12 protein-coding genes are annotated in these 16,237 nt (G+C 42.1%); 11 read left to right on the forward strand and 1 reads right to left on the reverse strand.

Features of this window, described 5'->3' with window-relative positions; all coding sequences use genetic code 11:
* Positions 1–5: 5 nt before the first annotated feature.
* The 5 genes from scpB (at position 6) to ADI74_RS07935 (ending at position 3,018) form a co-directional block, all read left to right on the forward strand.
* On the forward strand, positions 6–575 hold the full coding sequence (gene scpB / locus ADI74_RS07915) for an SMC-Scp complex subunit ScpB (RefSeq protein ID WP_049538170.1): 570 nt from the start codon (positions 6–8) through the stop codon (positions 573–575).
* Positions 562–1,284 carry a pseudouridine synthase gene (locus tag ADI74_RS07920; RefSeq protein ID WP_001222211.1) on the forward strand — a complete coding sequence of 241 codons (723 nt, stop codon included), beginning with the start codon at positions 562–564 and terminating at the stop codon, positions 1,282–1,284. Before scpB ends, ADI74_RS07920 begins: the two co-directional genes overlap by 14 nt.
* Positions 1,284–1,535, forward strand: coding sequence for a membrane protein insertion efficiency factor YidD (gene yidD / locus ADI74_RS07925; protein ID WP_000821623.1), 252 nt, complete (start codon positions 1,284–1,286; stop codon positions 1,533–1,535). The genes ADI74_RS07920 and yidD overlap by 1 nt, the downstream gene beginning before the upstream one ends.
* Before the next feature lie 101 nt (positions 1,536–1,636).
* On the forward strand, positions 1,637–2,701 hold the full coding sequence (pepA, locus tag ADI74_RS07930) for a glutamyl aminopeptidase (protein ID WP_049538173.1): 1,065 nt from the start codon (positions 1,637–1,639) through the stop codon (positions 2,699–2,701).
* A 20-nt stretch (positions 2,702–2,721) separates the two neighbouring features.
* On the forward strand, positions 2,722–3,018 hold the full coding sequence (locus tag ADI74_RS07935; protein WP_000840148.1) for a bacteriocin immunity protein: 297 nt from the start codon (positions 2,722–2,724) through the stop codon (positions 3,016–3,018).
* 95 nt (positions 3,019–3,113) lie between these two features.
* Here ADI74_RS07935 and ADI74_RS07940 read toward each other — a convergent pair whose 3' ends face one another.
* Positions 3,114–4,745 carry a Na/Pi cotransporter family protein gene (locus ADI74_RS07940; protein ID WP_049538174.1) on the reverse strand — a complete coding sequence of 544 codons (1,632 nt, stop codon included), beginning with the start codon at positions 4,743–4,745 and terminating at the stop codon, positions 3,114–3,116.
* A 333-nt stretch (positions 4,746–5,078) separates the two neighbouring features.
* Here ADI74_RS07940 and ADI74_RS07945 point away from each other — a divergent pair, with 333 nt between their 5' ends.
* The 6 genes from ADI74_RS07945 to ADI74_RS07975 form a co-directional block, all read left to right on the forward strand.
* Positions 5,079–9,809: an endo-beta-N-acetylglucosaminidase gene (locus ADI74_RS07945; protein WP_049538175.1), complete on the forward strand. Its 4,731-nt coding sequence runs from the start codon at positions 5,079–5,081 to the stop codon at positions 9,807–9,809.
* 242 nt (positions 9,810–10,051) lie between these two features.
* Complete coding sequence (locus tag ADI74_RS07955) at positions 10,052–11,251, forward strand: phosphoglycerate kinase (RefSeq protein WP_001096770.1); 1,200 nt, start codon at positions 10,052–10,054, stop codon at positions 11,249–11,251.
* Between the two features lie 135 nt (positions 11,252–11,386).
* Positions 11,387–11,914, forward strand: a complete 528-nt coding sequence (locus ADI74_RS07960; RefSeq protein WP_000119890.1) for an FUSC family protein — start codon at positions 11,387–11,389, stop codon at positions 11,912–11,914.
* 76 nt (positions 11,915–11,990) lie between these two features.
* A complete protein-coding gene (gene glnR / locus ADI74_RS07965; protein ID WP_000664336.1) occupies positions 11,991–12,347 on the forward strand; it encodes a transcriptional repressor GlnR in 357 nt (118 codons plus the stop codon).
* 36 nt (positions 12,348–12,383) lie between these two features.
* The gene (gene glnA, locus ADI74_RS07970; RefSeq protein WP_001122897.1) at positions 12,384–13,730 is read left to right on the forward strand and encodes a type I glutamate--ammonia ligase; all 1,347 of its coding nucleotides are present in this window, start codon (positions 12,384–12,386) and stop codon (positions 13,728–13,730) included.
* A 590-nt stretch (positions 13,731–14,320) separates the two neighbouring features.
* Positions 14,321–16,237: isopeptide-forming domain-containing fimbrial protein (locus tag ADI74_RS07975; RefSeq protein ID WP_049538179.1), on the forward strand; the 1,917-nt coding region annotated here is incomplete at its 3' end.

The following is a 16,237-nucleotide window of genomic DNA, read 5'->3' on the forward strand; positions in this document are numbered from 1 at the left end:
GAAAGATGAGTACTTTAGCAGAAATAGAAGCGCTCTTGTTTGTAGGGGGTGAAGATGGGATTCGAGTTCGTCAGTTGGCTGAACTCCTGTCTCTTCCCCCGACAGGCATCCAGCAGAGTTTAGAAAAATTAGCCCAAAAGTATGAGAAAGACCAGGATTCGAGCTTGTCCCTGATTGAGACTGGTGGAGCATACAGATTGGTGACCAAGCCTCAATTTGCAACGATTTTGAAGGAATACTCCAAAGCTCCCATCAATCAGAGTTTATCTCGGGCGGCCCTTGAGACCTTGTCCATCATTGCCTACAAGCAGCCGATTACGCGGATAGAAATTGATGCTATCCGTGGGGTCAATTCGAGTGGGGCTTTGGCAAAGTTGCAGGCCTTTGACTTGATACGAGAAGACGGGAAAAAAGAAGTGTTGGGTCGTCCCAACCTCTATGTGACTACGGATTATTTCCTAGATTACATGGGGATAAATCATTTGGAAGAATTGCCAGTGATTGATGAGCTTGAGATTCAGGCCCAAGAAAGCCAATTATTTGGTGAAAGGATAGAAGAAGATGAGAATCAATAAATATATTGCCCACGCAGGTGTGGCCAGTAGGAGAAAAGCAGAAGAGCTGATCAAGCAAGGCTTGGTAACCGTCAACGGACAGGTAGTACGTGAACTCGCAACCACTATCAAGGCTGGCGACAAGGTTGAAGTTGAAGGCCAACCTATCTACAACGAAGAAAAGGTTTACTATCTGCTTAACAAACCACGTGGAGTGATTTCCAGTGTGACAGATGACAAGGGCCGCAAGACGGTTGTTGACCTCTTGCCCAATGTCAAAGAGCGCATCTACCCTGTGGGACGTTTGGACTGGGATACATCAGGTGTCTTGATTTTGACCAATGATGGGGACTTTACAGACGAGATGATTCACCCACGTAATGAGATTGATAAGGTCTACGTTGCGCGTGTTAAAGGCGTAGCCAATAAGGACAATCTCCGTCCCTTGACCCGTGGACTTGAGATTGATGGCAAGAAAACCAAGCCAGCTGTTTATGAGATTCTTAAAGTAGACCCAGTCAAAAATCGCTCTGTAGTACAGTTGACCATTCATGAAGGGCGTAACCACCAGGTTAAAAAGATGTTTGAAGCTGTCGGTCTCCAAGTAGATAAGTTATCTCGGACACGTTTTGGACACCTAGACTTGACAGGCCTTCGTCCGGGAGAATCCCGTCGCCTCAATAAAAAAGAAATCAGCCAACTACACACTATGGCGGTAACCAAGAAATAATGAAACGAATTTTAATAGCGCCAGTACGCTTTTACCAACGTTTTATCTCACCAGCCTTTCCACCCTCTTGTCGCTTTGAGCCTACTTGTTCCAACTACATGATTCAGGCTATTGAAAAACATGGTTTCAAGGGTGTTTTGATGGGCTTGGCTCGGATTTTACGTTGCCACCCCTGGTCGAAAACAGGGAAGGACCCCGTCCCAGACCACTTTTCACTCAAACGGAATCATAAACAAAAAGAATCAGCCTGATTCTTTTTGTTTACTCTAGAAAGGAAGTTGGAAGATTAAGATTTCCACTACCCTTCTCCTATAAAAAGTGGTAAAATGGAGGACAGAAAGAAGGAACTGATATGACAACATTATTTTCAAAAATCAAAGAAGTAACAGAGCTTGTTGCGATCTCAGGTCATGAAGCGCCTGTACGGACTTATCTTCGTGAAAAGTTGACTCCGCATGTGGATGAAGTGGTGACAGATGGCTTGGGTGGTATTTTTGGTATTAAACATTCAGAAGCTGCCGATGCGTCCCGTGTTTTGGTCGCTTCTCATATGGACGAAGTTGGTTTTATGGTCAGCGAGATTAAGCCAGATGGTACCTTCCGTGTCGTTGAAATCGGTGGCTGGAATCCAATGGTGGTCAGCAGCCAACGTTTCAAACTCTTTACTCGTGACGGTCGTGAAATTCCTGTGATTTCAGGTTCTGTCCCTCCACATTTGACACGTGGAACAGGTGGACCAACCATGCCAGCTATTTCGGATATCATTTTTGATGGTGGGTTTGCGGACAAGGCTGAGGCAGAAAGCTTTGGTATCCGTCCGGGTGACACCATTGTCCCTGATAGCTCTGCTATCTTGACAGCCAATGAAAAAAATATCATCTCTAAAGCTTGGGACAACCGCTACGGTGTTCTCATGGTAAGCGAGCTTGCAGAAGCCTTGTCAGGTCAAAAACTTGGCAATGAACTCTATCTGGGTTCTAACGTCCAAGAAGAAGTTGGTCTTCGTGGGGCTCATACTTCTACAACTAAGTTTGATCCAGAAGTTTTCCTTGCTGTGGATTGCTCACCAGCAGGTGATGTCTACGGTGGCCAAGGCAAGATTGGGGATGGCACCTTGATTCGCTTCTACGATCCAGGTCACTTGCTTCTCCCAGGCATGAAGGATTTCCTTTTGACAACGGCCGAAGAAGCGGGCATCAAGTATCAATACTACTGTGGAAAAGGCGGAACGGACGCTGGAGCAGCTCATCTGAAAAATGGTGGTGTCCCATCTACAACTATCGGTGTCTGCGCTCGTTATATCCATTCTCACCAAACTCTCTACGCGATGGATGACTTCCTAGAAGCTCAAGCTTTCTTGCAAGCCTTGGTGAAAAAATTGGATCGTTCAACGGTTGATTTGATTAAAAATTATTAAACATAAGGGAGGTGGTCAGGATGGCAGAACCAAACCTAGAAAGCCTTATAAGAGATCTCTATAATCATGCCCGTCAGGGCTTGAGTGAAGATTTAGTTGCTGCTCTCCTAGAGACTGCTAAAAAACTGCCTACTACAAATGAGCAATTACTAGCAGTCCGTCTCTCAGGACTGGTCACCCGTGAATTGCTCACCAATCCCAAACACCCAGCACCTGAATTGATCAATTTGGCTCGCTTTATCAAAAGAGAAGAAGCCAAGTACAGAGGAACTGCAGTTTCTGCTATCATGTTTGGAGAGCTATTTAAAATGCTTTGATTCCATTGTGAATCAAAGCATTTTTTTACGTTAGAAAAAATATTCTTGATTAAGAGACGAAAAAAACCACCTAAATTAAGGTGGCCTCTTACCAATTAAATTTGTTCAGCGATGACCTTTTCAGCAAGGTTCATGGCGTGGTCAGATACACGAGTGTAATGGGAAATAATGTCGATAAAGTTGACCCCGGCTTGGGTTGAACATTCACCCTTGTTAAGGCGTTTGATATGGGTCTTTCTGAGAATGCGTTCCATATTGTTGATTTCTTTATGGCGTTCAATTAGACTTTGAGCTTTCTCAGTATCGTTGTTTTCAACACTATCAAGGGCATCTTTGATGAACTCAGTGGTAGCGTGATAAATCTGAGCTAGCTCTTCCAAAGCGGCCTCAGAGAACTGAACATTCTTGCGTTGGAGATAGTCTGTCAGGTTGATTAGCCCTTCTGCGTGGTCTCCAATCCGTTCTAAATCACGAGACGAGTCGAGGATGTTGGTTAGGACTTCACTTTCCTTTTGACTCAATGATTCGCTTGAAAGGCTAATCAGGTAACGAGTGAGTTTTTCGTCAATTGTGTTAATAGCTTCTTCAGTCTTGTGGCCTTTCTCAGCTAGTTTTTCATCTAGATTGACGATGTAGTCGTAGGAAAGGTCAAAAGCTTTTGCAGCATAGTTACCCAAGTGAAGAAGTTCTTTTTTGGCATTTCCTAGAGCGATAGAAGGAGCCTGTTTGATGAGTTGTTCATCCAAGTAGAGAGCCTCGTATTTGACAACTTCATCTTCACCAGGAATGAGCTTGGTTACAAGGTAAGCCAAGGCACCGATGAATGGGAACTGGATAATGGTATTTGTAATATTAAAGGTTCCGTGAGCAAAGGCAATGGTCATTTCTGGAGCTAGATTGAGCGCCGATTCAAACCATTGAATCAAGCCAGTGAAAGGAACAAGGAGGACAATACAGATAACCGTACCAATCACGTTAAAGGCAACGTGGGCACCAGCAACACGTTTGGCAGCGATATTGGCTCCAAGAGAAGCAATGATGGCTGTAATGGTCGTTCCGATATTATCACCAAACAAGACCGGTAGGGCACCTTGTAGGTCAATCAAACCACTTGCGTACAGATTCTGTAAGATACCGATAGTTGCGGATGAAGCCTGAATGAGTAGGGTCAATCCAGTTCCAACAAAGACACCTAGAATAGGACTCTTACTTAGTTCAACCATGTAGTCTCTAAAGACTTGCAGGTCTTTTAGGGGTTCCATTGCACCGCTCATAAGATTGAGGGCGAAGAAGATACCTCCTACACCAAAGATAATCCGTCCGATATTATTGATGGGGCGATTCTTGGTGAAGAAGAGACAAACCGCTCCGATAAAGAGCATAGGTAAGGCATAATCTCCTAGCTTAAAACCGATGATAAAGGATGTAACGGTGGTTCCAATATTGGCACCCATGACAATACCGATAGCCTGACGCAAGGTCAAAAGTCCTGCACTGACAAGTCCTACTGTAATGACTGTAACACCAGAACTTGATTGAATCAGCGCCGTCATACCGATACCAACCAGCACACCCAAGAAGGGATTGCTGGTATATTTGTCAATGTAAAAACGAAGTCGATCTCCAGCAGCTTGTTGCAAACCGTCTCCCATGGTCTTGATACTATATAAAAATAGTCCCAGACCACCTAAAAAGTGAAATAAAATTTCCTGCCAATTAATGGACATTTCTTTTTCCTCCGAAAAATAATCGCGGAATTTCTCCTATTCTATTTTAAAGGATAAAAGTAAATCTCACAAGTGTTTAGCTGAAATTTTCATAAGAAACAAGAACTTTCTTTTAAAATGAGAGATAGATTCCCTTTGAGATAGATGATTTATAGGATTGTGTCCAAATTTTACTGATTATTATCCTAGTTATAGTTTTTATATTAAATAGATTGACATCGCTTTCATATAAGATAAAATGAAGATAATCCTGTTCTGGTAGTGTCCACCAAGAACAGTTGCTTTTTATCTAAAAAGTAAAGCACTTACTTTTTATTTTATTAGGAGGATAAGATGAAAAATCTATTTTTTGAAAAACGTTGCCGTTACAGTATTCGTAAGCTGTCCATCGGAGCTTGTTCCTTGATGATTGGTTCAGCTCTATTTGCGAGTCCAGCCCTTGCCGAACAGATCTCTGTTCCTGAGGCAGTTGCAAATACGAGCGCTCAAGCTACAAGCGCTAGTGAAACAGCGAGTCCAGACACTACAGCCATCGAAAAACAATTAGAGGAAACTGAAAACAAAGTAGCTGAGCAACCAATTTCAGAAAAGACTCCAGCAATAGCTGATTTGCTCAATGAAAAAGAAGAGGCAAAGCCAGCTCCGACAGATAAAACTGAAAAACCTGCTCAACCAACTGAAAAAGAAGAAGTCAAACCAGAGGAAGCTCCTCAAGTGGCTGAGAAGAAAGCCGACAAACCGACTCTAGCAGACGTTCCTAAAAATGAAGAAAAGAGTCTCCGACCAAAAGAAATCAAATTTGATACATGGGAGGATTTGTTGAAATGGGAACCGGGTGCGCGTGAGGATGATCCCATTAACCGTTCATCAGTTGAACTCGCTAAGCGCCATAGAGGCCAGTTGGTTAACGAAAAAGCAAGCAGAAGAGCCAAGGTTCAGGCGCTAGCAAACACCAACTCAAAGGCCAAAGACCACGCTTCTGTTGGTGGAGAAGAATTCAAGGCCTATGCTTTTGACTACTGGCAATACTTGGATTCAATGGTCTTCTGGGAAGGTCTAGTTCCAACTCCAGATGTCATTGATGCAGGCCACCGCAACGGAGTTCCCGTTTATGGAACACTCTTTTTCAACTGGTCAAATAGCATTGCCGACCAAGAGAAATTTGCAGCTGCCTTGAAACAAGACGCAGATGGCACCTTCCCTATCGCACGCAAACTTGTCGATCTTGCTAAGTATTACGGATTTGATGGCTATTTCATCAATCAGGAAACAACGGGGGAATTGGTAGCACCTCTTGGTGAAAAAATGCGCCAATTCATGCTCTATACAAAAGAATACGCAGCCAAAGTCAACCACCCAATCAAGTATGCTTGGTACGATGCCATGACCTACAAATACGGTCGTTACCACGAAGATGGTCTAGGTGATTACAACTACCAGTTCATGCAAAAAGAAGGTGACAAAGTCCCTGCGGATCAATTCTTTGCCAATTTCAACTGGAATAAGGAAAAGAATGACCACTCCGTAGAGATGGCCAAATGGCTAGAGCGTAGTCAATATGATGTCTTTGCAGGCTTGGAATTGCAACAAGGTGGTTCATATAAGACCAAAGTAAAATGGGATGCCCTCTTAGATGAAAAAGGCAAGTTGCGTCTGTCACTTGGACTCTTTGCACCAGATACGATTACCAGTCTAGGAAAAACAGGCGAAGACTACCACAAGAACGAAGACATCTTCTTTACAGGTTACCAAGGAGATCCAACGGCTCAAAAACCAGCAGATAAAGAGTGGTATGGAATTGCCAATTTAGTTGCTGACCGTACACCAGCAGTAGGACGTACCTTCACCACCTCTTTTAATACAGGTCATGGTAGAAAATGGTTTGTTGACGGTAAAGTTTCTAAGGATTCTGAGTGGAACTACCGTTCTGTTTCAGGTGTTTTGCCAACATGGCGCTGGTGGCAGACTTCGACAGGTGAAAAACTTCGTGCAGAATATGATTTTACAGATGCCTATAATGGTGGGAACTCTCTTAAATTCTCAGGTGATGTAGTTGGTAAGACGGACCAGGATGTGAATTTGTATTCTACCAAACTAGAAGTAACAGAGAAAACCAAACTTCGTGTTGCCCACAAGGGAGGAAAAGGCTCTAAAGTTTATATGGCCTTCTCTACGACTCCAGACTACAAATTTGAGGATGCAGCTGCATGGAAAGAACTGACTCTCTCTGATGACTGGAAGAATGAAGAATTTGACCTCAGCTCACTAGCAGGTAAAACCATCTATGCAGTCAAACTCTTCTTCGAGCATGAAGGAGCTGTAAAAGATTATCAGTTTAACCTAGGACAATTAACAATTTCAGACAGTCACCAAGCACCGCAAGCGCCTACAGGTCTCTCTGTGGTGAAGCAATCTCTTAAGAATGCCCAAGAAGCTGAAGCAGTGGTTCAATTTTCGGGTAACCAAGATGCAGATTTCTATGAAGTCTACGAAAAAGATGGAGATAACTGGCGTTTGTTAACAGGATCATCTGCTTCCACTATCTACTTGCCGAAAGTTAGCCGCTCTGCTAATGCGACTGGTACGACTCAGGAATTGAAAGTTGTTGCAGTTGGTAAAAATGGACTTCGTTCTGAAGCGGCGACAGCATCCCTCAACTGGGGCATGACTGTTCAGGATACAACTCTCCCAAGACCTTTGGCTGAAAATATTGTTCCAGGGGCAACGGTTATTGGTAGCACTTTCCCCAATACTGAAGGTGGGGAAGGCATCGAAGGCATGTTGAACGGTACGATTACAAGTCTGTCAGACAAGTGGTCTTCAGCACAATTGAGCGGTAGTGTCGATATTCGTTTGACTCAACCACGTCGTGTTGTCAGATGGGTAATGGATCATGCGGGAGCTGGTGGTGAGTCTGTTAACGATGGTCTGATGAACACCAAGGACTTTGATCTTTATTACAAGGATACAGATGGTGAGTGGAAGCTAGCTAAGGAAGTTCGTGGCAATAAAGCGCACGTGACGGATATCACCCTTGATAAACCAATCACCGCTCAAGACTGGCGTCTAAAAGTTATCACATCTGATAACGGAACACCTTGGAAAGCCATTCGTATCTACAACTGGAAGATGTACGAAACGCTAGATACAGAAAGTCAAAATATTCCAATGGCTAAGGTAGCTGCCCGTTCACTTGGAAATCATAAAGTTCAACTCGGTTTCTCTGATGTTCCAGCAGGCGCAACCATCACCATTTACGACAAGGCAGATTCACAAACACCAATTGCAACTTTGAGGTCTGAAAATGGTGGCGACCTAGCAACAGCACCATTGGGCTTTGACAAGCAACCAACTCTCCTCTACTATCGTACCCAACTACCTGGCAAAGAAATCAGTAACACCTTGGCAGTAGCGATTCCGCAGGATGAAAGAAAAATTGCTGCAGTTAGCCTTGAAAAAGGACCTAAGAAGACAGTTTATAAAGAAGGTGAAAATCTCGACCTCAGAGGCGGAACCCTCCGTGTTCAATACGAAGGGGGGCAAGCCGATGAGCTGATCAACCTTACTCACTCAGGTGTGACAGTATCTGGCTACGACGCTCATCAAAAAGGGGAACAAAAGCTCACAGTCAGCTACCTTGGACTTCCAGTTACTGGTGACTTGAAGGTACAAGTGACTGGTCAAGATGAAGGAAAACCAAAGGAAGTAGCAGGTTTGTACATTACGAAGAAACCAAAAACAGACTATCTAGTAGGGGATCAACTGGATCTCTCTGAAGGTCGCTTCGGAGTTCTCTATGATGATGAGACAGAAGAGACTCACAGCTTTACTGATCAAGGTGTTGAAATTACGGGCTACGGTTCTCAAAAGACTGGACGCCAGACCTTGACCTTGCATTACAAGGGACACACCGCTGAGTTTGATGTTTTGGTTTCTCCAAAAGCAGCTGTCAACGATGAGTACCTCAAACAAGAAATCACTGCTGCCCAAGGCCGTCAGTCAACCCTTGCCTACACCTTCTCTAGCGAGGACAAACAAGCAGTACTAGTAGAGAAGCTCAATGCAGCGAAAGCTGTAGCAGAAAACCACAATGCTAGTCAAGAAGAAGTCAACCGGGCTTTGAATGAGTTGAAACAAGCAGGGACAGACTTGGATGGAAATCAGCGTTATCAGACAGCTAGAGAAGAATTAGAAGGTTTGCTCGAATCTATCCGTGAAAAAGATCCTAAAGCTGAGTTGATTGAACAAGCAGAAACTTTGTTGGCTTCAGAGATGCCAACTCCACAAGCTTTTGCGGAAATGAAAGAAAAGTTGAATAAGAAACTAGCACCTGCAGAAGAAAGCCATCATGTTGGAAGCATGGATCCAAATGAAGTGGCTCCAACGGTTGAAGCTCTCCCTGAACTAGTTATTGAAACTGAAACAACAGCCTTTGAACGTCAGGAGCGACCAAACGCCGAGCTTCTCAAAGGACAACGCCAGCTAGTTCAAGCAGGAGCGGAAGGCCAAGTTCGTCGTCTAGTTGAAGTAGATGCCCAAGGCAATCGCACCCTTCGTTCAACTGAAGTTCTCAAGGAAGCTATCCCAGAAATCACAGAAGTTGGAACAAAAGTTCTGTCAAGTAACCAACCGGCTGAGGGTGTGAAAGATTTAGTTCTAGAAACTCCGAAACTGGAAGTTGAAGAGGGAACAGTTTCCTTCGAACATCAGGAACGACCAAATGCAGCTCTTCTCAAAGGACAACGCCAGCTAGTTCAAGCAGGTGTGGAAGGTCAAGTTCGTCGTCTAGTAGAAGTAGATGCCCAAGGCAATCGTACCCTTCGTTCGACTGAAGTTCTCAAGGAAGCTGTCCCAGAAATTGTTGAAATTGGTACCAAGGAAAAAGTTGAACAGCTAGTACCAAGTACAGACAATTCAATGGTGGAAACACCAGTCAAAGTAGAAAAAGCAACAAATCAACTTCCAAATACTGGTGTTGAAACAGATGCCAGTCTAGTAGCTCTGGGACTTCTCGGAGCAATGAGTGGCTATGGCTTGCTTGCTAGAAAGAAAAAAGAAGACTAATCGATTTAGAATTCTTGGATTTCCTCATAAAAACTAAAAACAAGGTTTGGCTGCAGTCAAACCTTGTTTTGATTATTTTATCTCGCATTGATTACTTATTTGATAAGTTTTTTCTAGATTTGATTTTAAAAAATGCTAGTTTTAATTATAAGAAAGAACAAGAAAAGTTTAGGGTTTTTCTATCTCTTTTGTTGATTTTGTGATATAATTAACACGTATAAAAAAAGAAGGAGTCATATCTAATGGCAAAATTGACTGTTAAAGACGTTGACTTGAAAGGGAAAAAAGTTCTCGTTCGTGTTGACTTCAACGTACCTGTTAAAGATGGCGTGATTACCAATGACAACCGTATCACTGCAGCTCTTCCAACTATCAAGTATATCCTTGAACAAGGTGGACGTGCAATCCTCTTCTCTCACCTTGGACGTGTAAAAGAAGAAGCAGACAAAGAAGGTAAATCACTTGCTCCTGTAGCTGCTGACTTGGCTGCTAAATTGGGACAAGAAGTTAAATTTATCCCAGGTGTTACACGTGGTGCTGAATTGGAAGCCGCTGTTAACGCTCTTGAAGATGGACAAGTTCTCTTGGTTGAAAACACTCGTTTCGAAGATGTTGACGGCAAGAAAGAATCTAAAAATGATCCTGAACTTGGTAAATACTGGGCATCACTTGGAGATGGTATCTTCGTAAACGATGCATTCGGTACAGCTCACCGTGCACACGCATCTAACGTTGGTATCTCAGCAAACGTTGAAAAAGCAGTTGCTGGATTCCTTCTTGAAAACGAAATTGCCTACATCCAAGAAGCTGTTGAAGCTCCAGAACGTCCATTCGTGGCTATCCTTGGTGGTTCAAAAGTTTCAGACAAGATCGGTGTTATCGAAAACTTGCTTGAAAAAGCTGATAAAGTTCTTATCGGTGGTGGGATGACTTACACATTCTACAAAGCACAAGGTATCGAAATCGGTAACTCACTTGTAGAAGAAGACAAATTGGATGTTGCGAAAGCTCTTCTTGAAAAAGCAAACGGCAAATTGATCTTGCCAGTTGACTCAAAAGAAGCAAACGCATTTGCAGACTACACTGAAGTGAAAGACACTGAAGGTGAAGCAGTTGATCCAGGCTTCCTTGGTTTGGACATTGGTCCAAAATCTATCGCTAAATTTGACGAAGCTTTGACTGGTGCCAAAACAGTTGTATGGAACGGACCTATGGGTGTGTTTGAAAACCCAGACTTCCAAGCTGGTACAATCGGTGTCATGGATGCTATCGTGAAACAACCAGGTGTGAAATCAATCATCGGTGGTGGTGACTCAGCTGCCGCAGCAATCAACCTTGGTCGCGCAGACAAGTTCTCATGGATCTCTACTGGTGGTGGAGCATCAATGGAACTCCTTGAAGGTAAAGTATTACCAGGATTGGCTGCACTCACAGAAAAATAAGATTTCATAAATGAATCAAAGAAGAGAGGGATGAAGGTTCCTCTTTTCTTTTGCTTAAAATAAAAACGCTTCCTCTCAACTATTGCTCATAAAATCAACTAATTTATGTTAAAATGGTAGTAGAAAGTTGAGATTATGAGTTATTTTAAAAAATATAAATTTGATAAGTCACAGTTCAAACTTGGTATGCGGACTTTTAAAACGGGAATTGCCGTTTTTCTAGTTCTTTTGATTTTTGACTTTTTTGGCTGGAAAGGTCTTCAAATCGGCGCTCTGACAGCGGTTTTTAGTCTGAGGGAGAGTTTTGATAAGAGTGTTCATTTTGGGACTTCACGTATTCTAGGAAATAGTATCGGTGGTTTCTACGCCCTTATCTTTTTTCTCTTAAATACCTTATTTCAAGGAGCCTTTTGGGTGACCTTGGTGGTTGTTCCAATCTGCACTATGTTAACCATTATGACAAATGTGGCCATGAATAATAAATCGGGGGTTATTGGTGGTGTAGCAGCTATGTTAATCATTACCCTCTCAATACCGAGCGGTGAAACAATTTTGTACGTGTTTGCGCGTGTATCGGAAACTTTCATGGGAGTTTTTGTCGCAATTCTCGTAAATTATGATATTGATCGTATTCATCTCTTTTTAGAGAAAAAAGAAAAATAATGTTACATTTTATAACATTATCGATTGACGTATGTATTTTTTTAGACTATAATAGACAGAAAGAAGGAAATTGTAAATGAAGGAAAGAGAATTTCGCCGAAATATGGCTGTTTTTCCTATCGGTAGTGTGATGAAGTTGACCGATCTATCAGCGCGTCAGATTCGTTATTATGAAGATCAAGAGTTGATTAAACCTGATCGAAACGAAGGAAACCGTCGCATGTATTCGTTGAATGACATGGATCGTTTGCTTGAGATCAAAGATTATATCTCTGAAGGCTACAATATCGCTGCCATTAAGAAAAAATATGCTGAACGTGAGGCGAAGTCCAAGAAAGTGGTGAGTCAGACGGAGGTGCGTCGCGCACTTCATAATGAACTCCTCCAACAAGGTCGCTTTGCTTCAGTACGGTCACCTTTTGGTCGCGGTTAGGCAACCGCAAGTAGTCATATATTAAGGAGAAAAACCATGCCAATCACAGCTGCAGATATTCGTCGTGAAGTCAAGGAAAAAAATGTTACCTTTATTCGTCTCATGTTCTCAGATATTTTGGGAACGATGAAAAACGTCGAAATTCCTGCTACAGATGAACAGTTAGATAAAGTCTTGTCAAACAAGGCTATGTTTGATGGATCTTCTATCGAAGGTTTTGTACGTATCAATGAGTCAGATATGTACTTGTACCCAGACTTGGATACATGGACAGTCTTCCCTTGGGGAGATGAAAACGGAAGTGTTGCAGGTTTGATCTGTGATGTCTATACAACAGAAGGTAAACCATTTGCAGGTGACCCTCGTGGCAATTTGAAACGTGCTCTTCGCCATATGGAAGAGGTAGGATTCAAATCCTTCAACCTTGGACCAGAGCCAGAATTCTTCCTCTTTAAGCTGGATGAAAATGGCGATCCAACTCTTGAGGTAAATGACAAGGGTGGCTACTTTGATTTGGCGCCTACTGACCTTGCGGACAATACGCGTCGTGAAATCGTGAATGTCTTGACCAAAATGGGATTTGAAGTAGAAGCGAGTCACCACGAGGTTGCGGTTGGACAACATGAAATTGACTTCAAGTATGATGAAGTCCTCCGTGCCTGTGACAAGATTCAAATCTTTAAACTCGTTGTTAAAACCATTGCTCGCAAACACGGTCTTTACGCAACCTTTATGGCGAAACCAAAATTTGGTATCGCTGGATCAGGTATGCACTGTAATATGTCCTTGTTTGATGCAGAAGGAAATAATGCCTTCTTTGATCCAAATGATCCAAAAGGAATGCAGTTGTCTGAAACGGCCTACCATTTCCTTGGTGGTTTGATCAAGCATGCTTACAACTATACTGCTATCATGAACCCAACAGTTAACTCCTACAAACGTTTGGTTCCAGGTTATGAAGCACCTGTTTATATTGCTTGGGCTGGTCGTAACCGTTCACCACTTGTGCGCGTACCGGCTTCACGCGGTATGGGAACTCGTCTTGAGTTGCGTTCGGTGGACCCAATGGCAAACCCATACATCGCGATGGCGGTTCTTTTGGAAGTTGGTTTGCACGGTATTGAAAATAAAATCGAAGCACCAGCTCCTATCGAAGAAAATATCTACATCATGACAGCAGAAGAGCGTAAGGAAGCTGGAATCACAGACCTTCCATCAACGCTTCATAACGCCTTGAAAGCTTTGACTGAGGACGAAGTAGTCAAGGCTGCCCTAGGTGAGCACATCTATACGAGCTTCCTTGAAGCCAAACGTATCGAGTGGGCTAGCTATGCAACCTTTGTGTCGCAATGGGAAGTTGATAATTATCTAGATTTGTATTAAATAGTAGAAAAGAGGTTGTCCGAATGGGCAATCTTTTTTCGTTTGCAAAGTTATAAATGTATTTTGATACAGATTTTAGTATAGAAAATATAGGTAATTCATATTTTTTATCTAGCTTACAATTATGCATCAGAATGGGAATATTCTGACAAATATCAGAAAGCGATATCAAGTTTATGTTTAGATTTTCTTTATAACGATGGTATTTAATGGCGATTTTCTACTTTGTCTCACATCTATTGTAACACTACAAAAAAAGTAAATATTTTTTATATCTGCTTTTAATTGACCTTTTTTTGTTTAAGAAAAATTTAATGAAGTGCTTGACCAAAATGCTTGATTAATGATATAATTGAGTGTGGGTTACTAGTCTCTCTGAGAGCTATAACTCTTGTCTTTAACTTTTACTTTGAGTGCTAAACTAAAAAGCATTTATTGACAAGCTCTTTTGATAAGAATTGGTAGGTTAGCTGGGAAAACTACTAATTTGGGTACTAATAACGGAGTTCTTACCATATGGAGAATGGCAATAAATTTCTTTTTATGTGTAATCATAAAAAGTAAAAAGAAATTTAATAAGGAGAAAAAGAATGATAAAGTCGAAAAACAGGCTTAAAAAGACAATCGTTGGAATGATAACCTTTGTTTTAGCGTTTTTCTTACTGCCGTTTCAAGGCCTTTTTGCGGCACCGCAAGAAATAAAGGATGACACAGATCTTTCTGCACTAAGTCTTTACCAGTTTCAGTTAACTACGGATAACATGAGTGTTGTATCTAAGTCATCTGCCGTGCAGCAATACCATATGGATGCTCCAGGTTTTGGAGATCTACAACATAAATATCCTGGTTATCCAATGGAAAATTTCACCCTCAAGGTAGATAAAACCAAAAAGGAAGATCAAACCTTTGATAAACCTTTGTCTTTGAAATTTGCCAATGCTGGAACAGTCAATGGTAAGCAAGTAGATGCTTATTTAACGATTAATAAAGTTACTCTTCATTATATCAACAACTCAGAAGCTCCGGCTCAAATGGCTGATGTTAATAAGAAAACAGTTAACTTTTTCAACGTTTCTAATTTATGGGGAGCAAACCAATTTGAAATTGGGAATATCGCATATGTTGATGAGGCACATGACGATGTCATGAAAAATACCTTTACGGTTGATGCAGATATAACAGCAGAACTTAAATATTCAGATGGTTCAGAACCTGACATGAAATTGGTGATGAAACCAACTGATATTGACGCAAATGGCGACTGGAATACCAAGGAGGCTTTCTATGTCACCAATTACAACACTAGCGTTGACAAGCGAGTGATGAACAACCGCAATAATTTGGAAGCGGTTCAAGAAGGTGATAAAACTGTTTGGAATGCAGGCCCAGGTGGTGGTACGAGTGGTTCAGACGCTGAAAATAATATTTCCGGTTTAGCCCTACGCTCAGTTAACAATACCATGAACTTTGGTTACCGTTCAGCGAACCATGCCTCTGCAAATTTCTCTCTTTACGTGGAGCAAGCACAGTTTGCCCCAGTAAAGGAGGTAGACCCAGCTCAAATCCCAGCACAAGCAGGAGAGGCAGTCACTTATAAGACCCTTTTCAGAATTCCAAAACCGGGTAAAGAAATCATTGCAGCTTTATCAAGCCTTGATTTCGTTGATACCTTTGATGATCGTTTAGATTTCAAAGATCTTACAGTTGATGCAGATGGTGTTGTGTTGACAAAGGATACAGACTATACTGTTGAGAAGTCAGGTCAAAAAGTAACTGTCAAGATGGCTGCTGCCTACTTGAACAAAGATAAGGCCGGAACACCTATTCGTATTACTTATAATACAGTAACAAATAATAAGGTTGGTGACAAAGCTTCAGGACCTATCGAAAACATTGTAGCTATGCAACCAGATAACCTTTATTTCGCATCAAACAAGGTAACAACGACCTTACTTTACAATAAGATTCATGAATTTGAGAGCGGTACACCTGGTAAGACTCTTCCACAAGAAGTTACAAACTTGTTACCAGCTAAAGTATCAGGTCTTGCAAATGGAACGACTGTAAATCCTACTCAACCAACAACTACTAAGGTATCTGTTCCAGAAGGTAACTGGGTATTCAAAGGTTACGACAAGGATTCAGAAGTTGTTGAAAATGGAGATGTGAAGTTCATCGGTAAATGGGAATTCACTCCAGCGCCAACTTACAAGGCAACACATGAATTTGTAAGCGGAACTCCAGGAAAAGAACTTCCGCAAGAAGTGAAATCCTTGCTTCCAGCAGACCAAACAGACTTGAAAGATGGTAGTCAAGCGACTCCGACTCAACCAAGTCAAACAGAAGTGAAGACAGCAGAAGGTACATGGAGCTTTAAGTCCTATGACAAGGCATCAGAAACCATCAATGGAGCGGATGCCCACTTCGTCGGTACTTGGGAATTCACCCCAGCGCCAACTTACAAGGCAACACATGAATTTGTAAGCGGAACTCCAGGAAAAGAACTT

Origin of the sequence: Streptococcus pseudopneumoniae, assembly GCF_001074565.1 — a bacterium.
Classification (GTDB): Bacteria; Bacillota; Bacilli; order Lactobacillales; family Streptococcaceae; genus Streptococcus; species Streptococcus pseudopneumoniae_J.